This is a genomic window from Streptomyces sp. Ru73, assembly GCF_002920575.1.
In the GTDB taxonomy this organism is placed as follows: domain Bacteria; phylum Actinomycetota; class Actinomycetes; order Streptomycetales; family Streptomycetaceae; genus Streptomyces.
In genome coordinates this window covers 13720-38044 of the sequence record NZ_PQSQ01000064.1, presented here as the reverse complement: position 1 = coordinate 38044, position 24325 = coordinate 13720, and the positions used below count along the sequence as shown (strand labels likewise).

Here is a 24325-nt window from a genome sequence, read left to right as displayed (position 1 = left end):
GGGTGGGGTCGGCCGGTTCCGCCTGTCCGGCCCGGCCGTTTTTGATGATACGCCCGTACCACTTTCATGGTACGTTCGTATCACGAAGGCTGAAGACTCCAGGAGGTGGCCGACCGTGCCGCAGACCATGCCCAGCACCGGAAAGGACGTCGGCCGCTACGTCAGCGACGCCCTGCGCGAGCGCTACTTCGCGGCCTGCGAGGCGGTGTTCGCGCTGGGCGCGCCGGCCCGCGCGGAGACGGACGTGGCGACGGAGGCGGGCACCACGCACGTCTACCGCTACGGGCCCGCCGACCCCGGCACCCCGGACCGCACACCGATCGTCCTGGTGCACGGGGCCGGCAGCTGCTCCGCCATGTGGTACCCCAACACCCCCGCGCTCAGCGCCGAACGCCCCGTCTACGCGCTCGACACCCCCGGCGACCCCGGCCGCAGCGTGCAGCGCCTCCCCCTGCACGAGCCGGAGCGGGCCGCACAGTGGCTGGACGAGACGCTGGCGGGGCTCGGCCTGGACCGCGTCCACCTCGTCGGCGCGTCCTACGGCGGGTGGCTCGCGCTGAACCAGGCACACCGCAGGCCCGGCCGCCTCGCCTCGGTCACCCTGCTGGACCCGGGCGGCCTGGAGAAGGTGGGACTGCGCTTCTTCGCCTGGATCTTCGCCAGTCTGCTCGCGACGTCCGCGCCCGAGGCGCTCCGGCCGCGCCTGGCCGCCTGGCTGGAGCAGCCGGTGCTGGTCCAGCCGGAGCTGCGTGCGATGGTCAGGGCCGGCGTCCGCGCCTACCGCATCCGCCGCCCGGCTCCCCTGCCGCTCACCGAGGACGAACTCCGCACCGTCCGCACCCCGCTCTACCTCCTCCTGGGCAAGCGCAGCCTGCTCGTGCACCCGCGGCGCCAGGCCGAGCGCGTCCCGCGGCTGGTGCCGGGCGCCCGCGCGGAGATCGTCGCGGACACCGGGCACGGGCCGCAGATCGATCACGCGGCACGGATCAACGACCGGATGCTCGCGTTCATGGACGCGGTGGACCGGCGATCCGCTGAGGGGTAACCGGCCCGGGCCCGGGGCGAGTTCGCCGAGGGCGCTCGCCCCAGCTTCTTCGAGAGCGCTCTCGCCAACTTCTGGAGAGCGCTCTCACCAACTTATTGACAGGGTCGCGCCAATGGCGCTTCACTTCCCGAAGGCAAGGTCCGGACCAACCGGACCGCACCCGCCCGCACCGGCCGGCGCTGCCTCGCGCCCCTCACCCGGCCGACCCCCGCCCGGCCGTGCGGTCGCTCCTCCCCGCCCCCACACACCGAGGGAGTCAGATGTCCATACGCGTGCCCCTACGCAGACACCGGCGCTCCACCCGCACCACGGCACTGGCCGCCGTCGCGCTCACCGCCGCGCTGAGCTGGGCACCCGGCGTCGCCACCGCGGCGCCCCCACCCGCCGGACCCGCCGCCACCCCCAACGCCGCGACCTTCGAGGACAACTTCGACGGCCCGGCCGGATCGGCCGTCGACGGCAGCAAGTGGCAGCTGGAGACCGGCGACAACGTCAACAACCACGAGCGCCAGTACTACACCTCCGGCAACGCCAACGCCGCCCTGAACGGCCAGGGCCAGCTGGTCATCACCGCGCGCAAGGAGAACCCGGGCAACTACCAGTGCTGGTACGGCCGGTGCGAGTACACCTCAGCCCGGCTGAACACCTCCGGGAAGTTCACCGCGCAGTACGGCCACGTCGAGGCCCGGATGAAGGTGCCGCGCGGGCAGGGCATGTGGCCGGCGTTCTGGATGCTCGGCAACGACCTCGGCCAGGTCGGCTGGCCCAACAGCGGCGAGATCGACATCATGGAGAACGTCGGCTTCGAGCCCGGCACGGTGCACGGCACCATCCACGGCCCGGGCTACTCCGGCAGCGGCGGCATCGGCGCGCCGTACTCCCTGCCGAACGGGCAGGCGTTCGCCGACGGCTTCCACACCTTCGCCATCGACTGGGCGCCGGACTCCATCACCTGGTCCGTCGACGGCAACGTCTACCAGCGCCGCACCCCCGCCGACCTCGGCGGCAAGCAGTGGGTCTTCAACAAGCCCTTCTTCCTGATCCTCAACCTCGCCGTCGGCGGCTACTGGCCCGGCGACCCCGACGGGTCGACGTCCTTCCCCCAGCAGCTCGCCGTCGACCACGTACGGGTCTCCACCGCCAACAGTGCGGGCGCCGTCCGCAGGTGACCCGATCCGGCCGACACCGGCACCCGCGCCGGCACCGGTGGTACGGGCCGGGTGACGCGCTGCCGCGTACCGCTGCCTTCAACAGTCGTACGCGGCGGCGCGTCCCGTCGTGTCAACGCTGCCGCCGTGTCACCACTCCAGCGGTGCCGCGGCCGCCCCGTCGCCCCCGGACAGCCGGTCCGCGATCACCGGCGGCAGCGGGGCCGTGCCCAGCAGGCCGGACACCAGGGAGACGGTGAGCCGGTGCCAGTCACCGGCCCGGCGCAGCATCGGGTGGTCGCCGCCCCGCATCGTCACGGCGCACGGCCGGGCGCCCGCCTCGGCCGCGCGCGCCGCGAACCGCCAGGTGTCGCGCGGGTCGGTCGTACGGTCCCGGTCGCCGTGCACGAGGACGAGGCGGCGGCCGGCCAGGTGTGCCACCGGTTCCTGGGCGGGGCACCACGGGGCGAGCGCCACGACGTCGCGGACCAGCGGGTGCGCTGCGGCCCGCAGCGCCGCGCGGCCGCCCATGGAGTGCCCGACCAGCACGACGGGCACCTCGCCCACCCGCTCGACCAGCTCGTCCACCGCGCGCCGGGCGTCCTGGGCCGCGTCCTCCCGGTCGCCGTTCCATCCGCGGTGGCGGTAGCGCACCTCCCCCACGCACACCCGGTCCCCGGCCGTGGCCCGCTCGATTCCCCGGGTGACGGGGCGCATCCGGGCGGCCGCGAGGTTCCAGCGCCGGGGCGCGGCGAGCCCGTGCTCGCGCCCGCCGTGCAGCACGAGGACGGCGGCCTCCACCGTCCGTACGGCGGCCTCCCGCGTCACCAGGGCCGGCCCGGCTCCACCCGTCTGCGTCTCCCCGGCCATCCCGCACCTCGCCTCTCTCCCGCAGCCACCGGAACGTACCGGTGCACACCGGCGCGTACCGGCAGTGTGATCGACATCTGCCCCGAACGCACGCGCCTCAAGCGGAGAAACGTCACACCGACGGCGGAAGTCCCCGCGGCAGCGGCCGCATGCTGTAACTACTAGTATGTACGCCAGCGCCCGACCACCACTGCCCCGCCCCGAAGGAGACCCGCCACCATGCCCCTGGTCCGTATCGACGCGATGGGTACCGACAGCGCGCGCCTGGACGCGCTCGGCCGCGCCGTGCACGACGCCCTGGTGGAGACGGTCGGCTTCCCGCCCGACGACCGCTTCCAGATCCTGACCGGCCACGACGGCACCCGCAGCACCCTGCGCTACGACGACTACCTCGGCGTGCACCGCGACGAGGGCATCGTGTACGTCGCGATCACGCTGCGCGCCGGACGCACCCCGGACCAGAAGCGCGCCCTGTACCGCAGGATCGCCGAGCTCGCCCACGAGTACGCCGGGACCGAGCCCCGCAATGTCTTCGTCACCCTCACCGAGAACGGGCCGGCCGACTGGTCCCTGGGCAACGGCGAGGCACAGTACGCGCCGTCCGCCTAGCCGGGGTGCCGTGCGGCGGTCCCCGGCGGGACCCGGTCAGGACGCGTCGGCGATCCGGCCGCGCAGCATGGCTTCCATCACCGCGAGGTAGCGGTCGGTGCGCCGGCGGCCGAGGACGAACGGGTTCGGCCCGGTGGGGTCGGCGCGGAGCTGCTCGGCGCGCTGGAGGCCGTGGTCGTTGGGGTGGTTGGAGAGTTCCACGTCCGCGCCCGCCCGGCGCGTCCGGTGCCGGAAGGTACGGAGGGACGCCAGGTAGGTACGGAGTTCCGGGAGCGTCTCGGGCGGGTTGGCGCCGCCCCACAGCATGGCGGTGTGGAGTTCGCGGCCCGTGCGTACCGGGAGGACCGGGGAGACGGTGCCCGGGGTGTGCCCCGGAGTGCAGTGCAGCCGGATCGTCGTCCCGCCGAGCGTGAGGCGCTGTCCGTCCGTGATGTCCAGGTCCCGCTCGGGGGCGTGGTCCGGGCGGGTGCGGGCGACGAGGTCCCAGTCGGCCGGTGTCATCAGCACGCGTGTGCCGTAGCGGTCGGCGAGGTACTGCGCGCCGCCGATGTGATCCCCGTGGCCGTGCGTGGCGACGACGTACTCGATCGTCTCCGGGCGGGCGCCCAGAGTGCGCAGCCCCTGCACGATGACGTTCTCGGCCTCCTCCGGCGAGGTGAGCGCGTCGATCAGCACGATCCCGTCCCGGGTCAGCACCGCCATGGCGGAGACCCAGCCCGCGCTGAGGAAGGCGAGGTTGTCGAAGAGCATCAGCGGGGCGGGACGCGTGGGCGAGCGGGGGAACTCGACGCCGGGGGTCAGCGCCGCCGCGATCGCGCGCAGCACCGGGTCGTTCCCCGCGAGCCTGCGGGCCCGGTCGTAGTGTGCCTGCGCGTCGTCCCCGGCGGCAGCGGCCGGCGGGGCGAGGCCGAGCGCACCGGTGCCGGTTGCGGCGGCGAGCCCGAGGGCGGCGAATTGCCCGAAGCGGCGCCGGGAGAGGTGCGGGCCGGCCGATCCGTCCCCGCGGGGCGAACACGTCATGCTGCGTCTCCTGGTGACGGTTGTGGCGTGCGAGCCATGTGCCGTACAGGATACGGGAGTTGACGCCTTCGGCCGGTGCGTGGAGACGGGCCGTCAGCCGGTGCGGGGCGCCCGGGGCCGTCGTCAGCCGGTGACCATGGCCCGGGGCGCGCCGGCGGTGAGGGTCAGCTCCTGGCCCTGGCGGCAGTGCACGATCCGCTCGCCCAGGCCGCGGGCGTCGGCCTCGGTGAGGAAGTCGCGCAGTGGCGACTTGAACACCGTGTAGTCGTCGTAGTGCACCGGCAGGACGAGCCGCGGGCGCAGCCGCCGTACCAGCTCAGCGCCCTGGGCGCCGTCCATCGTCACGACGAAGCCGCCCGGCAGGGTGGTGCCGCCCAGGTGCAGGACGGCGAGGTCGGTGTCGGGGTAGCGGCGGCCGATCTCGTCGAGGCCGTCGAAGAGCAGGGTGTCCCCGGAGAGGTAGAGCCGCAGCCGGACCTCGCCGCCGGCCGGGCCGAACTCCAGCAGGCTGCCCATCACCGGGGGCAACAGCCGGCGCAGTGGCCCGCCCGCGTGCCGGCCGGGCAGGGAGGTGATGCGGACCTGCGCACCGCCGCGGGTGAGTGTGTGGTCCTGCCAGGTGCGCAGTCCCACCGCCCGGTGGAAGCCGTGCAGCCCTTGCAGCCGGCGGGAGGCGTGCGGTGTGGTGATCACCGGCAGGGAGCGGGGGAGGTGGCGGCGCGCGGTGCGGTCCCAGTGGTCGCCGTGCAGGTGCGAGAGGACGACGCCGTCGAGGTGGCCGGGGAGTTCCCGTACGTCGAGGGCCGGTTCGGTCAGACGCCTGCTGAGCAGGCCGTAGCCCAGGTAGGCGTGCTGTCCGCGGTGCAGGAAGTTGGGGTCGGTGAGCAGTGTCAGCTCGCCGTGGCGGATCAGTACGGTGGCGTTGCCGATGAAGTGGACGCGGACGGAGTCGTCGGGGTCGTGGTGGGCCATGGGGCTTCTCTCGCCGGGGTTTTCGGTGTGCCGGACCGCTACAGGAGCGCCTGGGGCGCCGCCTCCTTGATGCGGGTGGTGATCCATTTGGCCTGGGTGCGGGTCTGCTCGTGGCAGTCGGAGACGTGACCGAGCAGATCGTGGTCGCGCAGGGCCTGGGCGGCCTGGCCGAGCATGACCCAGTGGATGCTGGTGTGCTCGGCCTTGACGTACAGCCCGCGCAGGTCGCGGAGGAGGAGCAGTCCGGACACGCGGCGCCGGCCGGTGAGTTCGGAGGACGTGCGGCGCAGGGTGCCGACGGCCGCGGTCAGCGGCGCGGGGCGCTGGGGTTCGTGGAGGGTGACGCCGAAGCGTCCGGCCGCCCAGTCGCGGATCTGCCGGGCGTGCTGGTCGCACTGGTCGGCGAGGGTGCGGCAGGGGTAGTGGGTGCCGTGGTCGGCTGCCTGCCGCTCGGCCACCGCCCGGAAGGCGTCGGCCAGTTGGGTCTCGGCGCGGTGCAGCTCCCGTACCAGCAGGGTGATGCCGCTGCTCATCGCGGTCCCTCCGGGGTGTCCTCGGGGCCGGCGGTGCCGAGCGGGGTGACGCTTACGGGCGTGACCTTGAGGATCGGCTGCTTGGAGACCGGGTCCCATTCGGTGCGGGTGAGTTCGTTGGCGGCCCGCCGGTGCCGGCCGGGGTCGGCGGCGTCGAAGTACCCGTAGTGGAAGGGCGCGAAGACCACGCCGCGGCGGTGGCCCCGCAGGAGGGCCGGTGCTTCGATGCTGCCCCGCCGGGATGCGACGCGTACCCGGTCGCCCTCGGCGATGCCCAGGTGTGCGGCGTCCTCGGGGTGGAGCTCGACCCACATCTCCGGTGCCGCGCGCTGGAGTTCGGGGCTGCGGGCCGTTTTGGTGCGGGTGTGCCAGTGGTGGACGGTACGGCCGGTGGTGAGGTGGAACGGGTAGGTGTCGTCGGTCTGTTCGTGCGGTGGCAGGTAGTGGGCCGTCTTGATGACGGCCCGGCCGGCCGGGTCCTGGGCCTTGTAGTCGTCGGCTTCGTACTGGGCGCCGCTGGTGAGGTCGTGCCCGTAGTCCTCGCACCGGTCGGCGGCCGTCGGGAAGACGTGGTCGGTGTAGAGCCGCTCGGTGCCGTCGGGCGCCCGGTCGGTGCAGGGCCACTGGATGCCGCCGCCGGATCTCAGCCGGTCGTAGGTGAGGGCCGACTGGTCGCAGGGGCGGCCCCTGGTCAGCGCGGTGAAGTCGGTCCAGGCGTCCTCGGGCCCGTGCCACGGCAGCAGGGGCTTGCCGTCGCGGTCGGTGAGGTCCATGCGCCGCGCGTAGTCGAGGAAGGTGTCGAAGTCGCTGCGTGCCTCGCCGGGCGGTGCGACGGCCTGGTGGGAGAGATGCACGGTGCGGTCGGCGTTGGTGAAGCAGCCGGTCTTCTCGCCCCAGAGCGCGGCGGGCAGCACCACGTCGGCCAGTGCGGTGGTCTCGGTGGGGAACGCGTCGGAGACGACGAGGAACAGCCGGTCGGAGCCGTAGATGCTGCGGATGCGATGCAGTTCGGGCAGGGAGACGGCGGGGTTGGTGCCGGTGACCCACAGGAAGCGGATCGTGCCGTTCTCGCAGTACCGGAAGATCTCCATCGCGTGGGTGGGCGGTGACCAGTGCGGGATGCGGAGCGGGTCGAGGTTCCAGGCGTCGGCGAGGCGCTGTACGTGGTCGTCGTTCTGCCAGTTGAGGTAGGCGGGCAGGGAGCCGTCGGCGCCGGCCTCGCGGGTGTTCTCGGCGGTGGGCTGGCCGTTCATCTGGAAGACCGTGGCGCCGGGTCTGCCGATCATGCCGCGGACGAGGTTGATGTTGTTGACCTGCACGGCAGCGGCGGTGGCCTGGTGGGACTGGTAGACGCCCTGCAGCACGGTGGAGACCAGGCGCCGGCCGGTGCCGATGATCCGCGCGGCCTCCCGGATGCGGTCGGCTTCCACTCCGCAGATCTCCGCCGCCTTCTCGGCCGGGTAGTCCGCTGTGACCTGCTCCAGTTGTGCGAACCCCGTCGTGTGGTCGTCCAGGAAGGCGCGGTCGATCCAGTCGTTGCTGATCAGCTCGTGCAGGAGTGCGTTGAGGACCGCGACGTTCGTGCCGGGCCGGACGGCCAGGTGCACGTCCGCCTCGGCCGCCGTCGGCGTCCGCCGCGGGTCGATCACGACCAGCGCGGGCCGGTCGGGGCCGTGCAGCCGGTCCAGCATCCGGGCCCACAGCACGGTCTGGGTCTCCGCGACGTTGTGGCCGACCAGCAGCAGTGTGTCGCACAGGTCGACGTCGGTGTACGAGCCGGGGTCGCCGTCGCTGCCGAACGTCTCGATCAGCGCCCACTCCGCGGTCGCCGTGCACAGCCGGGTGTTGCCGTCCAGGTGCGGGGTGCCGATGCCGCCGCGGGCGATCAGCGCCTGGGCGTAGTACTCCTCGGCGAAGAGCTGTCCGCTGGTGTAGAACGCCATCGCCAGCGGCCCGTGCTCGGCCAGTACCGCCTTGGACCGGTCGACCACCGCTCCCATCGCGGTCTCCCAGTCCACCGGCCGCAGCTCGCCGCCGACGCGCAGCAGCGGCCGGGTGAGCCGGTCGGCCGAGCGGTTGGCCTGCCAGCCGTACAGGCCCTTCGGCCCGAGCCTGCCGTGGTTGACCCGGTCCTCGGCCCGGCCGCGTACGCCCACGATCTCCCCGTCGGCGACCGCGATGTCCAGCCCGCAGCCGTTGGAGCACAGGACGCACGCGGACGGCACCCAACGCTCCACCCGGTCGGCCGGCACGGTCAGATGCGTGTCCACCCGGCTCGGCCACGGCGCGCCGGCGGCGAACGGTGTCCGCTCGCCCCACACGTCGGCAGTGCGGTCGTCCGTGCTGATGCTGTGCTCGTCCGTCACGTGCCCCTCCTGCGGGTGTCACGAAGTGGGCGGGGCGTGGCCGAGGTCGGCGGCCGGGTACCGGCGGCCGTCAGGGCCGGGGGCGGGTGCGGTGCCACCGCGGCCGGGCGTCACCGCCCCGGCGGCCGGCGACCGACGCGCAGCGGGGACACACCCGCTGCACGCGGTCGGCGGCTCCCCCGGACTCGGGGAGGATGTCGGGCCAGCCGACGTGCGGGAACCGGCCCAGCTGCGAGCGGCTGAGGGAGAGGCCGCACACGGTCTGGTTGAGACCCTGCTCCCAGGCGTGCACCTCGCCCGCCGGCAGCCGGCGCCGGCCGTCCTCCTCGTCCGTCCACTGCCCCGACGCCGCGACCGCGTAGCGTTTCGCGCGTGCCATAGGTGCCGCTGCCCGTCAGCGGGTGACGACGTGCCGCTCGTCGGGAACGCAGTGGGTCATGGTGAGCCCGGAGACGTCACGCGGCGGGTTCTTGCCGAGGCTGGCCAGCCGCTCGCGGTCCTCGTCCGTCAGGTCCTGGCTCGCCAGCGGCTTCAGGTGGGCGACGTCCTGCGGGCTGATCCCGAGGCCCTCGCCGACCCGGAGGCCGAGGTCGTTCTCGACGAGCAGGAAGTGCCACACCATCCGCTCCTGGACCGCGCGGTCGGCCTGGGAGATCAGGTCGATGAAGTTCTTCACCAGGTCGTCCCGCTCCCAGTCCTCCATCAGGCAGTACCGCTGGCCGGCCTGGAGGTAGTCGTTGGTGCGCGGGATGCGCTTGCGGGTGAGCCGGCCGTGGATCTCCGGCCCCTGTTCGTCGTGGGTGGGGTACTGCGCCTCGTGCAGCCCGCCGGTGATCGACGGCTCGTAGTTGACCTCCGGGTTCTCCCCGTGCTGGTCCTGCTCGTACGCCATGAGGCCGTCGCGCTGGTTGGTGCGCACCTTGGCGTTCTTGGCGCGGTTGACCGGCAGCTGGAGGTAGTTGGGGCCGACCCGGTACCGCTGGGTGTCGCTGTAGGAGAAGGTCCGTCCGACCAGCATCTTGTCGTCGGAGAAGTCCAGGCCGTCGACGAGGACGCCGGTGCCGAAGGAGATCTGCTCGTTCTCCGCGAAGTAGTTGTCCGGCATCCGGTCGAGCACCATCCGGCCCACCGGCTTCGGCGGGAAGTCCTGCTCGGGCCAGGTCTTGGTGTCGTCCAGCGGGTCGAAGTCCAGCTCGGGGTGGTCGTGGTCGTCCATCATCTGGACGACCAGCTCCCACTCGGGGTAGTCGCCGCGCCGGACCGCCTCGTAGAGGTCCTTGGTGGCGTGGCCGAGCTCCGTGGCCTGGACGTTGGCCGCGTCCTCCTCGGTCATGCTGCGCACGCCCAGCTTGGGGAGCCAGTGGTACTTGACCAGGACGGTCCGGCCGTCCTCGTTGACCCACTTGTAGGTGTTGACGCCGAAGCCCTGCATGTGGCGGTAGTCGGCGGGGATGCCGCGCGGGCTGAAGAGGTTGACGAGCATGTGCATGGACTCGGGGGTCTGCGACATGAAGTCGAAGATCCGGCCGGGCTTCTGCTCGTGCGAGACCGGGTCGGGCTTGAGCGCGTGGATGACGTCGGGGAACTTGATCGCGTCCCGGATGAAGAACACGCCCAGGTTGTTGCCGACCAGGTCCCAGTTGCCGTCCTCGGTGTAGAACTTCACGGCGAAGCCGCGCGGGTCGCGGGCGGCCTCGGAGGAGTCCCGGCCGCCGATGACGGTGGAGAACCGTACGGCCACGTCGGTGCGCTTGCCGGGCTCCTGGAACAGCTTGGCCCGGGTGTAGCGGCCGATGGGTTCCTCGCCCCACTTGCCGTAGCTCTCGAAGTAGCCGTACGCGGTCACACCGCGGGCGTGCACGACCCGCTCCGGGATGCGCTCGCGGTCGAAGTGACTGATCTTCTCCAGGAACTGGTAGTTCTCCAGCGTGGCCGGGCCGCGCGCGCCGACGGTCCGCTGGTTCTGGTTGTCGTAGACCGGGTGGCCCTGACGGTTGGTGAGCACGGGGCGGTCGTCGCCGGGGGCCGGTCCCTGGCTCGCTACGTCTGTCACTGCTTCCGTTTCCTTCGCACTCGAAGGCGCTCGTGTCCGCGCCGTGGGAATGGGGCTCGGGTGGTCAGGGGTACCCATTCGGGGGGAATTAGTCCCGGAGTTCACCGTTCTGGCGCACATCCGTCCGGCCCAACCGCGGCCGGGGGTGCCGTGCGGTTCCGGCGGCACCGGTGCGGTTGTGGGGTGACCTGCCGTTCGAGTACGTTCCCGTGGCATCGCGCGGGCGCCGGCGGCTCCGGCGGAACGCGCGGTGCGGGGGCGGTGCGGGGCGCTGCGGAGGGGGCCGAGGCGGCAATGACCGATGACCAGCCGAGGGGCGACGGGCCGGGGGCCGGTGAACAGCCCACGGTGCGGATGACCGGAACGGCGCACGACCGGGGCGCGACGCACCAGGCTGCCCGCGATCAGTACGTCACGCACCACAACTACTACGGCGCTCCGGGGCCTGCCGGGGAACCGGGCGGGCCTCCCGGGCGGCCCGGTGGCACGGGTCGGGGCGCGGGCGAGGGCTGGTTCCGGGCCCACCGCAAGGAGTGGATCGGCTTCGCGGGGGTGGTGGCGGCCGCCGTCATCACCGCCGTGGCCACGTACGCGGCCACGGCCGGCGACGACAAGGGCGCGGACCCGTCCCCGCCGCCCACCCCGGCCGGCACCTCCGCACCCACGCCGACCGGTTCTTCCGCCCCCTCCTCCAGCGCCTCGGCGGCGGCCGGGTCGCCCAGCGCGGGGGCGAGCCGCGGCACCCCGGGCGGAGCGGCCGCGCCGGCCGTCCAGTGGCACGGCACGCTCGTACTGAACGGCGGCGGCAAGGACCTGGACGCGCCCCGGCCGGCCGACGTCAGCGGCGACAACGACGTCGTCACGTCCGGGGTCTCCGACGACTACGAGCTCGGCACGGTGAACGGCGCGACCGTCGCGCTCTGGGAGGGCGACCGCGCGCTGCCGTCCCACGCCGACTGCGCCGGCATCGTGGACGCGGCCGGCACGTCGTCACAGCCCCTGAAGACCGGCACCGTCCTCTGCGTGCAGACCCGCGACGGCCGCATCGCCCGCCTCCGGGTGACGGGCTTCCCGGAGGGCTTCGGCCCGATCGTCAAGTTCGACACCACGGTGTGGAACCGGGCCGCTTCCTGACCCACCGCCACTCCGCCGGTCAGGAGCAGGGCGGCTCCGGCGGCGTCCCCTCGGGGAGGAGCTTGCGCTCGGACTTGGTGTAGTCGCGGGCCAGGGCGGCGCAGAGGGTGCGGAACTGTGCTTCGGGGCGGAGGTCGAGGGTGCGGCGGCGGGCGCCGCTGTCGATGAGGAGGCCGTCCGGCGTGAGCTTCGTGGTCACGTCGGTGAGCTCCTCGTCGAACCCGTCGGTCACGGTCAGCGACCTGCTGGACCCGTCCGACAGGTCGTAGACCTGCAGCAGCCCCTTGTCCGAGCGGAACGTGACGAGGGTGCCGTCCGGCCCGAAGCCGAGGATGTGGTTCGAGGTCGCCCGGGAGACCCGCTCCGGCAGCGGTTTCGCGCGGTCGGCGTCCCACAGGCGTACCTGGCCGTCGGCGTGCTGCACGGCGAGCCGCGAGCCGTCGGCGGAGAAGACGAGCCCGCTGCCGAGCGAATCGTCCGAGTACGGCATGCCGAGGGCCGGGCCTTTCAGCATCGCGATCCGGCGCGGGGCGCGGACGTCCCACAGCATGACCTCGCCGCGGCCGCCTCCCGCCCGCGTCACGACGGCGACCTGGCCGGGACGGCCGGGACGGCGGATCAGCTGGCCGTAGGTGAAGAGGTCGTTGAGCGGACCGTTGGAGTTGGGCCCGTGGTGGGCGAGGAACGGCCGGGTGAGCACGCGCCCGTCGGCGGCGTCGAGCCGCGCCAGCTTCCCGTCCTCGGTCAGCAGGACGAACTCGCTCCCCCGGACGCCGGCGACCGTGTCGATGGACTTGCCGCCCCGCACGGTGTCGGGGAGCGGCACGCTCTCCTCCAGGTTGGCCGCCGCGTACGAACGGTGCAGTCCGCTGGACCGCGACCACACCACGACCCGCTGTGCGTCCGCGGTCCAGGTGACCATCCAGTCGTGGATCCGCTTCTGCTCCGGGATCCGTACGGACCGGAGGCGGGTGCGGGCGGCGTTCAGGATTTCCAGGGTCTTCCCGGTGACCCTGGCGACGGCGTGCCCGTCGGGTGCCAGCGCACGCTTCTCGCCCGCGTTGTCATCGGCCCGGAACCGCGCACTGCCCGACGGCACGGCCCGCACCGCCATCAGGGACGTCCCGACGGGCACGAGAACGGTCAGGCCGCCGCCCTTGCGCCGTACCGCAGCGACCTGCGCGGACCCGTTCGGCGCGTCGCCCGAGGTGGGCAGGCGCGTGCGGTAGACGCGGCCGGTGCGCACCTCGGTCAGGGCCGACTCGATGTATCCGGCCTCCGTGAGACCGTTCCCGGCGCCGGGCATGCCGTCGATGCTGTAGTTCACGGTCGCGTCGTCGCTCGCGGTGGTCACGTCGGGAATCGCGGTTTTCCGGCCCGGCGTACGGCCGAGTTCCTGGATGTACCACTGGTCGCCGGCGGCCGTGAGCGCCGCCTCGCCGCCCTCGCGGACCAGCGCGGTCGTGGAGGAGAGCACGTTGAATATCTGTCCCGGGCTGTAGAGCCGCCGTCCGGTGGCGAGGTCACGGACGTCGAGGCGCCGTCCGTCCTTGGCCCAGCGGGCCACTGCCACCGTGCCGGGGTCCTTGGTGAAGGCCGCCTCCACGACGCCACGCCGTGGCACGACGTTCGCTGCCACGTGCAGCCGTTTGCCGGACGGCACCTCCCAGGCCTCGGCGAAGGCCGGCACGCACTTCTCGGGGGCGCCGTTGCTGCACTTCACGGAGTGGTCGTCCATCGTGAACAGCAGCCGCTTCCCGTCGCTGCTGAAGTCCATGGTGGCCCCGGCCTGGTCGGGAATGGCGTGCTTCCCGCGCCGCAGGGTGACGGGCCGCTCCGGGGCGGTCACGTGCCACAGCCGGACCGTCTTCTTGGTGGCCATGGCGACGAGGCGGCCGTCGGGGCTGACGGCGCTCACGAACTGCCCAGCGGGTACCCCGCCGAGTCTGCGGGTGTGCAGCCGCCCTTCGAGGGCGCCCGTGACCACGGTCAGTGTCGCCCGGTCACCGCCCGACGGCTTCGACACCACCACGAGCGTGCGGCCGTCCGGGGTGGCGTCCATGCCGGTGGCCTGGCCGCGCCACACTCCGGGGTGGGCGGCCACGACGTACTGCCCCCGCGCGTACTGATGCAGCAGCGCCTCGCGCGTCTTCGGGGTCTGCTGGGTGTGCCATGCGGCCAGCGCCAGTTGCAGTGCGGTGGCCGGGTCGTTGCCGGGGCGGTCCTCGGCGGCCTGGGCAAGGAGGCCCGCCGCCTGGGTGCGCAGCTGCTGCCGGGTGCCGCGGAGGCTCTGCCAGGTGGAGAAGCCGAGCACGAGCGCGAGCACCATGAGGACCGCGAGGGCGCCGACGGCGGACTGCTTGAGGCGGGCGCCGCGCCGGGAGTGGCGGCGGCTGAGCCGGATGTAGGCGCGCTCGTCGGCGGAGACGTCGGCGGGGTGCGCGGCGAGCCGCCGCTCGGCCTCCGTCAGGTCGGTACCGCTCAGCAGCCGGGCGGGTTCGCGCTGCTGGGCCTCCCAGCGCCGCTGGTCGGCCCGTAGCTGCTCCTGCCAGGCGCGGAAGTCGCGGGAGTCGGTCAGCCACGAGCGCAGGCGCGGCCAGAGGCGGGTGAGCGCCTCGTGCGCCAGGTCGACGAGTTCTCCGGAGCCGTCCGGGTCACGGGAGAGGACGAGGAGCTTGCTGGGGGCCAGCTCCCGTGCCAGTGCGGCGAGTTCGGGTGCCAGCTCGGTGATCCGGCCGGGGCGGCGGCGGAAGGCGTCCGCGTCGGGCCTGGCGAGCTGGACGAACAGTCTTCGTGCGGTGTCCTGCCGGGCGCGGGGCAGCTTCTCGACCGTCTCGTCCGCGTAGCCGATGAGGGCGCCCGCCACACCGCCCAGTCCGTCGTACGCGGCGTGGGTGAGCATCGACCGGCTGCGGCGCCGCCACAGCTCGGTGAGGGCGAACTGGACGAGGGTCATCCGGCCGGGTTCGTCGCCCGCGTCCGCGACGATCCGCTCGGGCAGTCCCGGCTCGAACCACAGGCCCGGTACGGCGTCGACGGGCGCGGTCACCGCCCGTTCCAGGTCCTCGGCGGCCAGCGGCGCGAGGAACTGGACGGCGTCGCTGACCAGGTCGGACGTGCCGGCGGTGAGCAGCGCGTCGAGGGAGTCGGGGCGCGCGGTGGCGACGACGCGCAGGGCCGCCGCGCCGTCCTCGCCGGCCGTCCCGTCCTCGCCGGCCAGTGCGACGAGCAGGCCGAACAGGTCGCGGGCCGCGGCCCTCCCGGCGCCCGCGTACTCCTCCAGCTGGTCGACGAAGAGGACGTGGCCGGCGGTGTCCGCGCGGGCGAGGACCCGGCCGCGCAGCTCGGCCGGCACGTCGGCGCCGGTCTCCAGCAGCCCGGCCAGTTCCTCGGCCGCCGCGATCCGTCCGACCTCGCCGAGCTCCGGTGCCAGGAGTCCGGCCAGCGCCCGGGCGAGCACGGCGGCCGGGCGTACGCCGGGTACCGGGCGCAGCTCGGACACGCTCATCCCCGCGGCCCGCAGCCGGGGCAGCACTCCGGCCCGTACGAGGGAGGACTTGCCGCAGCCCGAGGGTCCTGCGACCAGCGTCACGGGGCGTCGGCGGACGGCCGTGTGCACGCGGGCGATGTCGGCGTCGCGGCCGTGGAAGAACTCCGCGTCGTCCTCGGTGAACGCGGCGAGCCCGCGGAACGGGCAGCGCGGCCGCAGGGTTTCCTCGTCGACCAGTTCGGCGGAGGGCAGCAGGTAGGCGGTGCGCTCGCCCCGGTGCGCCGCGACGGTCATGCCGACGACGCCGTCCTGTGTGTCGTCCCAGACCGGCGCTCCGCTGAACCCGCCCGCGATGCGCGGTCCCGGCCCGTGCGCCTCCATCTGCACCCAGCCGGCGCCCTGTCCGGCGCGCAAGGTGCCGGACGCCCAGACGCCGTGGTCGGCGCCGGCCGGATGGCCGAGCGTCCGGAAGGCGTGTCCCCAGACGCCGGTTCCGTCGACCAGGGGTACGGGCCGGGCGTCCGCGACCGCCGCCGCCAGCCGCAGCAGTGCCACGTCCTGCCCGCCGCGCCGCCAGGACACCACGGCGGCCCGCGCGCGGGGGCTGCCGGGCAGCAGCGGGAAGTCGAGGTCCAGCGGGTCGCCGGGCGGCTCCGCGACGGAGTCCGGCTCCCCGAGCGCCCGGGCGACGACATGGGCGCAGGTGCACACCACGTCGGCGGCGACGAGGAATCCGGCGCCGATCACCTCTCCGGATGCCGAGCGGATCCGGACCTGCGACGCCACCAGGACGTCGCTCCCCCGTACGGCGGCCATGGGCTGCTCCCCCCTTCGCGCCCGGTGGCGTGGCCTGCCGTGCGTGAGTACGAACGGCCGCGGGCCCGCCGTCCTGAGCCGGCCCGTCCACCTCCCCCGGTACGGACGGACCGGCTCCGGACGCGGCTCCAGTGTGGGGCACCGGTCCCCGGGAGTGGAAGAGTTTTCTAGAAAATGATTTTAGAAAGCCGGGTGTTCTAGGCTGAGCCGAGGGGGGACCACGAAGGCCCCGCCGGCACGACACGAGGACGCCGCCCGATGAGCCCCAAACAGCAGCGTGGCGAGGCCACCGTCGAACAGCTCCTGGAGGCCGCCCTCGGCGTGTACGCCGCTTCGGGCGAACAGGGCCTGACCGTCAGCGCGGTCACCAGGGCCAGCGGCGTCAGCCTCGGCAGTCTCTACCACCACTTCGGCAGCCTCGACGGCCTCGTCGCCGCGCTCACGATGCGCTGGCTGGGCCGGCTGGTGGACGAACTGACCGGAGCGCTGAAACGGTCGCGCACCGCCCGCTCGGGCATCCGCGCCCTCGTCCACGCCTACCTGGATTTCGTACGGGACCACCCCGACGCGGCCCGGCTGGTGCACTCCGCCACCGCCGACAACCACACGATGAAGCACGGCAAGGAGCTGCGCGACGCCCAGGAGGCCAGGATCTCCCCCCTCGCCGCCTGGCTCGACAAGCACATCTCCGCCGGCGAACTCGCCCCGCTCCCCGCCCCCCTCCTCGAATCCCTCGTCCTGGGACCTGTCGTGGCCGTCGCCCGCCGCTGGCTCTCGGTCGGCGACATCGACCTGACCCAGGCGGCCCGCACCCTGCCGGACCGCATTTACCGCTCGGTGAGCCCGTAGCGACCGGTCGGCCGCCCTCCGCGCTCGGCCCCTCGTTCGGCGCGCACGAACTGCGCGACCAGCGCGCTCATCAGCGCGACGGCCGGGAAAAGCCGGCGGCGGCACGGGCGATCGCCTCCCGCGTGCCAGGCGCCCGCAACTCCTGGCGGACGTCGGACACGAACTCACGAGCGCTCCCTTCCGGACCGTTGACCGGGGTGCGAGTGGCGTCTACTTTCGTGACAGCGGAAGCGTTAGCAGACAGAGCGTTCATTAACTGTCTCTCTGTACTCCGTCTGTATCTCCGCCGTATCTCCTCCGTACCTCCGTGACGTTGCGGGAGCTGCCATGGCCGTCCATCCCTCCGAGCCCTCGCTCGCCGTTCCCGCCGATCCGCCGGGGCCGCCCGGCGGCACGCCCCGGCGGGCGTGGCTGATCACCGCCCTGATCGTCGTCTTCATGGTGATCAACCACGCGGACAAGGCCGTGCTGGGCCTGGCCGCCGTGCCGCTCATGGCGGAGCTGGACATCGGCAGGAGCACGTACGGGCTGGTGGCCGGCTCCTTCTACCTGCTGTTCAGCCTGTCCGGGCTGGTGGTCGGGTTCTTCTCGGCGCGGATCTCCACGCGCGGCATCCTGTTCACCCTGACGATGCTGTGGGCGGTCGCGCAGCTGCCGGTACTGCTGGTGGCGGCGGTACCGACGCTGGTCGCCGGCCGGGTGCTGCTGGGTGCCGCCGAGGGGCCGGCGGCCGCGATGTCCATGCACGCCCTGTACAAGTGGTTCCCGGCCGACCGGCGGGGGCTGCCGTCGGCGCTGCACATCAGCGGGGCCGCCCTGGGCACGCTGCTCGCGGCGCCCTTCCTGACCTGGCTCATCAGCGATTTCGGCTGGCGTGCGGCATTCGGGGCGCTGGCGGTGCTCAGCCTCGGCTGGGGGCTGGTGTGGCTGCGGACCGGCCACGAGGGGCCGTTCGGCGAGGACGGGCGGCGCGCGGCGGCCGGCGCCGGGACGGAGCGGGCGGGGCGGAAACGGTGGACGCGGCGAGCGCGACAGTCGGACGGGGCCGCGCTGCCGCACCCGAAGGCGCTGCCGTACCGGAAGGTGCTGCTGACCGGGACGGTACTGGGCGGGATCTGCAGCGCGTTCGCCGCACAGTGGGCGCTGGCCCTCGCGAGCGCCTGGCTGCCGGCCTACCTGAGGACGCAGGCCGGCATGGGCGCCGCGCACGTGGGGCTGATGGTCAGCGGCATCTCGGCGCTGAGCTTCGTCCTGCTGCTGACCGTCTCGCCGTTCACCGACCGGCTCAAGACGCGCGGCGCGTCCAGCCGTGCCGCGAGCGGGGTCCCGCAGGGGGTGGCCGTACTGGTGGCGGCCTGCGCCCTGGCCGCCGTGCCCTTCGCGGGGCCGGGGCCCGCACAACTGGTCCTGCTCGCGGTGGGGTTCGGCTGCCATGCGGTCGCGCTGCCGCTGCACTACGTCACCACCGCCGAGGTCGTGCCCGCACGGCAACGGGGTGCGGTCTTCGGGATCGTCGCCGCGACCGGCACCCTGCCGGGGCTGATCGTGCCGTACCTGACGGGGCGTCTCCTCGACGGTGCCGCCTCCGAGTCCGCCGGGTACACCCAGGCGTTCCTGCTGACCGCCGCGGTCATGGCGGCCTGTGGCGCCCTCGCCCTCGCGACCATCCGCCCGGAGCGCGACGCGGCCCGGCTGGAACTCCCGGGCGCCCTTGCCCGCTGACCACACCGCCCGTACGGGCCCCGCACGCACACGGCCGATCGGGGCCCGCAGCCGATCGGGGCCCGCAGCCGGACGGGGCCCGAGGCCCGTCACGCAGCCCCCGCGGCACATCAGGCAGGCGCCCGGGGCGCTCAGGCCGGCGCCTCGAACCCCGTTGCCCAGTAGCGGCCGCGCAGCGCCAGGTCGAGGAGCTGGCGGACGACTTCCTCGGCCGGCATGGGCATCGTGTCCTGCTCGACCCACCACTGCAGTACGGCGATCTGTTCGCCGACCCATGCGCGGGCGAGCAGGCCGGGGTCGATGCGCGGCTGGACGTCGTTGCGTTCGGAACGGGTGCGGAACTCGTCGGCCGTGACCCGCGCGCAGGCCTCCGTGAACATCCGCAGCGGCTTGCCGTCGCCCTCGCCGCGCAGCACGATCCGGTACAGGTCCCGCTCGTCGCGTGCGTGCCGGAGCATTTCCAGCACCGGCTTGCCGGTGAAGCCGACGGCGCTGCCGGCGACCGCGGGCCGCAGCCGCGCTTCCAGCTCGTCGAGCAGGTCGGTCGTCACCCGTGCGAAGAGCTCGTCCTTGTCGCGGCAGTGACTGTAGAAGGTCGCGCGCGCCACGTCGGCGCGGCGGGTGATGTCCTCGACGCTGAGTGCGGCGAAGCCGCGTTCCAGCACGAGCGCGACCAGTGCCTCGCGCAGCGCCCTGCGGGTCTTCCTGACCCTTCTGTCCTCGGCCATCGCTCTCCGCAACTCCCCTACCGGCCCTTGCTTCGGCGCGCCCGCGGCCGGGCCGGAGCGCGGCGGCCGGAGCGCGGTCCCAGTCTAGGGACTTCGAAGCCCAGCCCTTGACAGCAGATTTGTTACTGAACACTCTGTCTGGAAACAGCCAACGAAGCCACTACTGTTCCACTGGACGCACCACCCCTCGTCCCGCCCGTCCACTGTCCCGTCCGCCCGCCGTCCCGCCCGCTCTGGAGTTGCTCGATGAACCTCGGCGTCTACCTCACCCGCAGCGCCCGCCACTGGCCCGACGCGACCGCGCTCGTCTGCCGCCCCCGCAGCTGGACGTACCGGCAGCTGGAGGAGCGGGCCAACCGGCTGGCGGCCGCGCTCCTGGCGCGCGGGCTGCGCCCCGGCGACGCGGTCGCCCCGCTCGCGTGGAACACCGGCGAGCTGGTGGAGATCGAGTTCGCGCTGTACAAGGCCGGCCTGATGCGCGTACCGGTCAACGCCCGCCTCGGCCGGCGGGAGATCGCGCACATCCTGCGCGACGCCCCGGTGCGGGTGCTCGTCTTCGACCCGGCGCACCGGGAGGACGCGCTGGCGGCCCTCGCCGCGGCCGGCACCGACTGCCTCCCCGTGGAGCTGGCGGACGGCGGGGCCGGCGACGATCGCGCGCCGTCAACGGCCGTTGCCGCGGCCCCGGGCGGTCCCTCGGCCCCCGACGGCACCGCGGCCCCGGACGGCACCGCGGTCCTCCCCTACGAGCGGCTGGTCGCCGAGGGCGGCACCGACCCGGTCCGCGTCGAGACCGCCGAGGACGATCCCTGCGTCCTGAACTTCACCTCCGGTTCGACCGGTGCGCTCAAGGCGGCGGTGCAGACGTTCGGGAACCGGCTGGCCAACATGCGCAAGCAGCTGATGAACGACGAGTCCCGGCCCCGGCCCGGCACCCGCTACCTGGCCTGCGGGCCGATCACCCACGCCACCGGCATGGTGCTGCTGGCCAATGTGTTCGGCGGCGCGGCGACCCACGTCCTGCCCGCCTGGAGCCCTGAGTCCTTCCTCGACACCGTGGAGCGGGAGCGGATCACCGCCACGTTCCTCGTGCCCGCCATGCTCAACGGCGTCCTGGCCCACCCCGATCTTCCCGGCCGCGACCTCTCCAGCCTCGCCAGCGTCCGCATCGGCGGCGCCCCCGTGTCCCCCGCCCGGCTGCGCGCGGCGGTGGCCGCGTTCGGCCCGGTCGTCGCGCAGGGGTACGGGCTGGGCGAGACCACCAGCGTGGTCGCCGGCATCTCGGGGCCCGACCTCGCACGGGCCGTCGCGGAGGACCCCGAGCTGCTGCAGTCCTGCGGCCGCGCCGCCTACGACACCGAGATACGGGTGGTGGACGAGCAGGGCAGGGAGCTGCCACCGCGCGAGGTCGGCGAGATCATCGTGCGCGGCCCCGACTGCGTACGCGAGTACTGGCGCGCCCCGGAGCTGACGGCGGAGACCTTCCGTGCGGGCTGGGTGCACACCGGTGACCTGGCCTGGATGCGGGAGGACGGCTATCTCTTCCTGGTCGACCGCAAGAAGGACATGATCATCTCCGGTGGCTTCAACATCTACTGCACCGAGGTGGAGTCCGCGCTGTACGAGCACCCCGCCGTGCAGGAGGCGTGCGTCGTCGGGGTGCCCGACGAGCGGTGGGGCGAAGCGGTGCAGGCCGTCGTGGTCACGAAGGACGGCCACACCGTGTCGGGCGAGGAGCTCTCGGAGTTCTGCGCGCGGCACCTGGACCGGTTCAAGCGGCCCCGCTCGGTGGCCTTCGTCCCGGAACTGCCCCACAACCGCAACGGCAAGGTCGACCGCAAGGCCGTCCGCGAGCCGTACTGGGCGGGCGCCGCCCGCCGCGTGAACTGACCCCACCCCCAGGAGAGTCCCGCCCATGACCTCGCCCGAGACGCCGACCGTCACCCCGCCGGCGGCCCCGCCCACGTCCTTCTCCCTCCAGCCCGAGTACGAAGACCCGCAGCTCGCCGCCCTCGTCGGGGAGCTGCGCGGCTACCTCGACGGCGAACTCGCCGCGTACGAACGCGACCGCGGCCTCACCCACGAGTCCCGGCTCACCCGCGCCGACCTCGAACCGGTCTGGCGGCGCAGCCGCGAACTGGGCTTCTACGGCATCCACCTGCCCGAGCGGTACGGCGGCCGGAACCTCTCGCACACGCACCTGGCCGTGCTCAAGGAGGAGGTCGCGGCGAGCGGCCGCGTCCTCGGCCATTCGGTGCTGGGCGACATGGGCGGGCCGCTGCGCGCCGGGGACATCATGCGGCACGCCACCGAGGAGCAGTTGGAGACGTACCTGCTGCCGGTGGTGCGCGGCGAGCGGGCCTGCTGCTTCTCGCTCACGGAGGCCGAAGCGGGCTCCGACGTGCGCGCCATGCGGACCACCGCCGTGCGGGACGGGGACGGCTACCGGCTCACCGGCCACAAGGTGTTCAGCTCGGCCGGGCCGTTCGCCGACTTCGCCCTCGTGGTGGCCCGCATGGCGGACGGCGAGGACTCCTTCGCCACGTTCCTCGTCGACCTGGACAGTCCCGGCTGTGAGGTGCGGGACGGGGCGACGCCGATGTCCGGCGAGCACATCGAGAGCGACATCGTCCTGGACGGCTGCCGGGTGCCGGCCGGCAACCTGCTGGGGAAGGAGGGCGACGGTCTGCGCATCGCGCTGGGCCGGGTCACGGTCAACCGTCTGCTGCACTGCCCCAGCGCGCTCGGCGCCACCCGCCGCGCGCTCCGGCTGACCCGTGACCGCGCGCTCCACCGCACCGTGGCGGGCGGCCGTCCGCTGCTCTCACTCCAGGCGATACAGCACCAACTCGCCGACATGGCGACCGAGTTCTACGCGGCGCGGTCCATGACGTACGCAGCGCTCGCGGCGCTCGACCGCGGTGCCGACGTCCGTACCGAGGCGTTCATGTGCAAGCTGTTCGTCGCCGAGTCGGCCTTCCGCATCCTCGACCGCGCCGTGCAGATCCACGGGAAGGAGGGGCTGACGCAGGGCAACGAGATCGAGTACCTGTTCCGGAAGCTGCGCATGTTCCGGGTGCTGACCGGCACGTCGGAGATCCAGCGCAACGGCATCGCGAAGGGCCTCGCCGCCCTGGGCTGATCCTGCGATGCTCGGGACGGGCGCCCGCCCGGCGCCCGGAGTGGCCGGATTGCCCTCGCCCGGTGACCGTTCCGTTGCTCATGGCGAGCCGGGAGTGGAATGTTGGGGCAACGGTCGGCAGGTGGAGGGGGTAGGGCGTGTTCTATCAGGTGCTCAAGTACGTCGTCCTGGGGCCGCTGTTGCGGGTGGTGTTCCGGCCCCGGGTGGAGGGGCTGGAGCACGTGCCCGAGGAAGGCGCGGCGATCATCGCCGGCAACCATCTGTCCTTCGCCGATCACTTCGTGATGCCGGCGATCGTGCCGCGCAGAGTCACGTTCCTGGCCAAGTCCGAGTACTTCACGGGCCCCGGGCTCAAGGGCCGGCTGACCGCCGCGTTCTTCCGGGGCGTCGGGCAGATCCCGGTGGACCGGTCCGGCGGCCAGGCGTCGCGGGCCGCGATCAGGTCGGGCGTGAACGTACTGCGCAGGGGCCGGCTGCTGGGCATCTACCCCGAGGGCACCCGGTCCCACGACGGGCGGCTCTACAAGGGCCGTACGGGCGTCGCGGCGATGGCGCTGGAGGCCGGGGTGCCGGTCGTGCCGTGCGCGGTGATCGGCACGTTCGAGGCGCAGCCCGCCGGGCGGCGGCTGCCGCGCGCCATGCGGGTCACGATCCGGTTCGGCGAGCCGATGGACTTCTCCCGGTACAAGGGCCTGTCGTCCGAGCACGCCGCGCTGCGGGCCGTCACCGACGAGATCATGTACGAGATCATGAAGCTGTCGGGGCAGGAGTACGTCGACATGTACGCACCCGACGCCAAGGCCGCCCAGCAGCAGGCGGCCCGTCGCCCGTAGCGCCGCTGCCCCTTAATTGCCTCGCGGCCGGACGCCCCGCCTTCTAGCCTCGTCGATCATGGACGACGGCCCACGGGCCAGGACGGGGGAAGCGCGGATGAGTGCCCGGCTGCGCGGCATGGCGCAGGAGACGGAAGGGATCGTCGCGGCGGGAGCGTACGTGTCACCCGGCGGGCGCACGTGGGAGATCGGCGCCGCGGTGGCCCGCGCACGGGCCGGGACGCGGCTGTACGGGCCGGAGCCGGTGGCCGTCGGCCCGCTGCCGGACGGGGCCGGCGGCGACACCGTGTTCGAGGTGACCGACGAGGGCGGTCTCGCGGCCGGGCGGCGGCTGGCGAGCGCGGCCGAGCGGGACGGCACCGCACTCGGCCCGGTCGCGATCCTGAACTTCGCCTCGGCGCGCAACCCCGGCGGCGGCTACCTCAACGGCGCGCAGGCGCAGGAGGAGGCGGTGTGCCGGGGCTCGGCCCTGTACGCCTGTCTGCGGGAGGTGCCGGAGTTCTACGCCGCGCACCGCGCAGAGCCCAGCCCGTTCTACAGCGACCGGGTGATCCTCTCCCCCGGCGTCCCGGTCTTCCGGGACGACCGCGGACGGCTGCTCGACGCGCCGTACGAGGCGGGTTTCCTGACCGCTGCGGCGCCGAACGCCGGGGTGATCGCGCGGCGGCGGCCCGAGGACCTGGCCGCCGTCCCGGGCGCGCTGGCCGTGCGGGCCGAACGGGTGCTGGAGGTCGCGGCGGCGAGCGGGCACCGCGCGCTGGTGCTGGGCGCCTGGGGCTGCGGCGTCTTCCGGAACCGCCCGGCCGACGTGGCGGCCGCCTTCGCCGCACTGCTGCGCCCCGGCGGCCGCTTCCACGGCCGGTTCGGGCACGTCGTCTTCGCGGTCCTGGACCGCCGTACGCCGTCCCCGACCCGGCAGCCGTTCACGGACGCCTTCGGGTGATCAGCGAAGGGGCAGCAGCGGGGCGGGGCGCCCGGGAGACCGGTCCCGGGCG

Annotated in this window: 19 protein-coding genes; 10 read left to right on the top strand and 9 right to left on the bottom strand. The window is 73.5% G+C overall.

Annotated elements, in window-relative coordinates; translation table 11 throughout:
- The first annotated feature begins 127 nt into the window (after positions 1 to 127).
- Both C3486_RS24535 and C3486_RS24530 read left to right on the top strand, forming a co-directional pair.
- On the top strand, positions 128 to 1045 hold the full coding sequence (locus C3486_RS24535) for an alpha/beta fold hydrolase (protein ID WP_103834940.1): 918 nt from the start codon (positions 128 to 130) through the stop codon (positions 1043 to 1045).
- Between the two features lie 260 nt (positions 1046 to 1305).
- Positions 1306 to 2214, top strand: coding sequence for a family 16 glycosylhydrolase (locus tag C3486_RS24530; RefSeq protein ID WP_103834927.1), 909 nt, complete (start codon positions 1306 to 1308; stop codon positions 2212 to 2214).
- A 129-nt stretch (positions 2215 to 2343) separates the two neighbouring features.
- Here C3486_RS24530 and C3486_RS24525 read toward each other — a convergent pair whose 3' ends face one another.
- Positions 2344 to 3063 (bottom strand): alpha/beta fold hydrolase, encoded by a 720-nt coding sequence (locus C3486_RS24525; RefSeq protein WP_103834926.1) that lies wholly within the window; start codon positions 3061 to 3063, stop codon positions 2344 to 2346.
- Between the two features lie 219 nt (positions 3064 to 3282).
- Between C3486_RS24525 and C3486_RS24520 the strand changes: the two genes are divergently transcribed.
- A complete protein-coding gene (locus C3486_RS24520; protein ID WP_103834925.1) occupies positions 3283 to 3672 on the top strand; it encodes a tautomerase family protein in 390 nt (129 codons plus the stop codon).
- Between the two features lie 36 nt (positions 3673 to 3708).
- Here C3486_RS24520 and C3486_RS24515 read toward each other — a convergent pair whose 3' ends face one another.
- The 6 genes from C3486_RS24515 to C3486_RS24490 all read right to left on the bottom strand — a co-directional run bounded on the left by C3486_RS24515 (position 3709) and on the right by C3486_RS24490 (position 10616).
- A complete protein-coding gene (locus tag C3486_RS24515) occupies positions 3709 to 4692 on the bottom strand; it encodes an MBL fold metallo-hydrolase (RefSeq protein WP_103834924.1) in 984 nt (327 codons plus the stop codon).
- Between the two features lie 123 nt (positions 4693 to 4815).
- Positions 4816 to 5664: an MBL fold metallo-hydrolase gene (locus C3486_RS24510; RefSeq protein WP_103834923.1), complete on the bottom strand. Its 849-nt coding sequence runs from the start codon at positions 5662 to 5664 to the stop codon at positions 4816 to 4818.
- 38 nt (positions 5665 to 5702) lie between these two features.
- A complete protein-coding gene (locus tag C3486_RS24505) occupies positions 5703 to 6197 on the bottom strand; it encodes a hypothetical protein (RefSeq protein ID WP_103834922.1) in 495 nt (164 codons plus the stop codon).
- Positions 6194 to 8563, bottom strand: coding sequence for a molybdopterin oxidoreductase family protein (locus C3486_RS24500; RefSeq protein WP_258052974.1), 2370 nt, complete (start codon positions 8561 to 8563; stop codon positions 6194 to 6196). The genes C3486_RS24505 and C3486_RS24500 overlap by 4 nt, the downstream gene beginning before the upstream one ends.
- Before the next feature lie 70 nt (positions 8564 to 8633).
- Positions 8634 to 8942, bottom strand: a complete 309-nt coding sequence (locus C3486_RS24495; RefSeq protein ID WP_103834921.1) for a hypothetical protein — start codon at positions 8940 to 8942, stop codon at positions 8634 to 8636.
- A 15-nt stretch (positions 8943 to 8957) separates the two neighbouring features.
- Positions 8958 to 10616, bottom strand: a complete 1659-nt coding sequence (locus C3486_RS24490; RefSeq protein ID WP_103834920.1) for a catalase — start codon at positions 10614 to 10616, stop codon at positions 8958 to 8960.
- A 294-nt stretch (positions 10617 to 10910) separates the two neighbouring features.
- Between C3486_RS24490 and C3486_RS24485 the strand changes: the two genes are divergently transcribed.
- Entirely contained in the window at positions 10911 to 11750 is an 840-nt protein-coding gene (locus tag C3486_RS24485) for a hypothetical protein (protein ID WP_103834919.1), read from the top strand.
- 19 nt (positions 11751 to 11769) lie between these two features.
- Here the strand turns inward: C3486_RS24485 and C3486_RS24480 are convergent, their stop codons facing one another.
- Positions 11770 to 16056, bottom strand: a complete 4287-nt coding sequence (locus C3486_RS24480) for a trypsin-like peptidase domain-containing protein (RefSeq protein WP_103834918.1) — start codon at positions 16054 to 16056, stop codon at positions 11770 to 11772.
- A 258-nt stretch (positions 16057 to 16314) separates the two neighbouring features.
- Between C3486_RS24480 and C3486_RS24475 the strand changes: the two genes are divergently transcribed.
- Entirely contained in the window at positions 16315 to 16905 is a 591-nt protein-coding gene (locus C3486_RS24475) for a TetR/AcrR family transcriptional regulator (protein ID WP_103834917.1), read from the top strand.
- Positions 16906 to 17232: 327 nt separating this feature from the next.
- The gene (locus tag C3486_RS24470) at positions 17233 to 18627 is read left to right on the top strand and encodes an MFS transporter (RefSeq protein ID WP_103834916.1); all 1395 of its coding nucleotides are present in this window, start codon (positions 17233 to 17235) and stop codon (positions 18625 to 18627) included.
- A 131-nt stretch (positions 18628 to 18758) separates the two neighbouring features.
- On the opposite strand, the gene C3486_RS24465 is transcribed toward C3486_RS24470, so the two are convergent.
- Positions 18759 to 19355 carry a TetR/AcrR family transcriptional regulator gene (locus C3486_RS24465; protein ID WP_103834915.1) on the bottom strand — a complete coding sequence of 199 codons (597 nt, stop codon included), beginning with the start codon at positions 19353 to 19355 and terminating at the stop codon, positions 18759 to 18761.
- Between the two features lie 246 nt (positions 19356 to 19601).
- Between C3486_RS24465 and C3486_RS24460 the strand changes: the two genes are divergently transcribed.
- The 4 genes from C3486_RS24460 to C3486_RS24445 all read left to right on the top strand — a co-directional run bounded on the left by C3486_RS24460 (position 19602) and on the right by C3486_RS24445 (position 24273).
- Positions 19602 to 21245 (top strand): AMP-binding protein, encoded by a 1644-nt coding sequence (locus C3486_RS24460; protein WP_103834914.1) that lies wholly within the window; start codon positions 19602 to 19604, stop codon positions 21243 to 21245.
- Between the two features lie 25 nt (positions 21246 to 21270).
- On the top strand, positions 21271 to 22497 hold the full coding sequence (locus C3486_RS24455) for an acyl-CoA dehydrogenase family protein (protein ID WP_103834913.1): 1227 nt from the start codon (positions 21271 to 21273) through the stop codon (positions 22495 to 22497).
- A 137-nt stretch (positions 22498 to 22634) separates the two neighbouring features.
- Positions 22635 to 23330 (top strand): 1-acyl-sn-glycerol-3-phosphate acyltransferase, encoded by a 696-nt coding sequence (locus C3486_RS24450; protein ID WP_103834912.1) that lies wholly within the window; start codon positions 22635 to 22637, stop codon positions 23328 to 23330.
- 97 nt (positions 23331 to 23427) lie between these two features.
- Positions 23428 to 24273 carry a TIGR02452 family protein gene (locus tag C3486_RS24445; protein ID WP_103834911.1) on the top strand — a complete coding sequence of 282 codons (846 nt, stop codon included), beginning with the start codon at positions 23428 to 23430 and terminating at the stop codon, positions 24271 to 24273.
- Positions 24274 to 24325 lie beyond the last annotated feature (52 nt).

What these genes read in the sequence shown, in the direction of transcription:
- C3486_RS24535 (WP_103834940.1), top strand. Translation starts at nt 128, where the DNA reads ATGCCCAGCACCGGAAAGGACGTCGGCCGCTACGTCAGCGACGCCCTG.
- C3486_RS24530 (WP_103834927.1), top strand. Translation starts at nt 1,306, where the DNA reads ATGTCCATACGCGTGCCCCTACGCAGACACCGGCGCTCCACCCGCACC.
- C3486_RS24525 (WP_103834926.1), bottom strand. Translation starts at nt 3,063, where the DNA reads ATGGCCGGGGAGACGCAGACGGGTGGAGCCGGGCCGGCCCTGGTGACG.
- C3486_RS24520 (WP_103834925.1), top strand. Translation starts at nt 3,283, where the DNA reads ATGCCCCTGGTCCGTATCGACGCGATGGGTACCGACAGCGCGCGCCTG.
- C3486_RS24515 (WP_103834924.1), bottom strand. Translation starts at nt 4,692, where the DNA reads ATGACGTGTTCGCCCCGCGGGGACGGATCGGCCGGCCCGCACCTCTCC.
- C3486_RS24510 (WP_103834923.1), bottom strand. Translation starts at nt 5,664, where the DNA reads ATGGCCCACCACGACCCCGACGACTCCGTCCGCGTCCACTTCATCGGC.
- C3486_RS24505 (WP_103834922.1), bottom strand. Translation starts at nt 6,197, where the DNA reads ATGAGCAGCGGCATCACCCTGCTGGTACGGGAGCTGCACCGCGCCGAG.
- C3486_RS24495 (WP_103834921.1), bottom strand. Translation starts at nt 8,942, where the DNA reads ATGGCACGCGCGAAACGCTACGCGGTCGCGGCGTCGGGGCAGTGGACG.
- C3486_RS24485 (WP_103834919.1), top strand. Translation starts at nt 10,911, where the DNA reads ATGACCGATGACCAGCCGAGGGGCGACGGGCCGGGGGCCGGTGAACAG.
- C3486_RS24480 (WP_103834918.1), bottom strand. Translation starts at nt 16,056, where the DNA reads ATGGCCGCCGTACGGGGGAGCGACGTCCTGGTGGCGTCGCAGGTCCGG.
- C3486_RS24475 (WP_103834917.1), top strand. Translation starts at nt 16,315, where the DNA reads ATGAGCCCCAAACAGCAGCGTGGCGAGGCCACCGTCGAACAGCTCCTG.
- C3486_RS24470 (WP_103834916.1), top strand. Translation starts at nt 17,233, where the DNA reads ATGGCCGTCCATCCCTCCGAGCCCTCGCTCGCCGTTCCCGCCGATCCG.
- C3486_RS24465 (WP_103834915.1), bottom strand. Translation starts at nt 19,355, where the DNA reads ATGGCCGAGGACAGAAGGGTCAGGAAGACCCGCAGGGCGCTGCGCGAG.
- C3486_RS24460 (WP_103834914.1), top strand. Translation starts at nt 19,602, where the DNA reads ATGAACCTCGGCGTCTACCTCACCCGCAGCGCCCGCCACTGGCCCGAC.
- C3486_RS24455 (WP_103834913.1), top strand. Translation starts at nt 21,271, where the DNA reads ATGACCTCGCCCGAGACGCCGACCGTCACCCCGCCGGCGGCCCCGCCC.
- C3486_RS24445 (WP_103834911.1), top strand. Translation starts at nt 23,428, where the DNA reads ATGAGTGCCCGGCTGCGCGGCATGGCGCAGGAGACGGAAGGGATCGTC.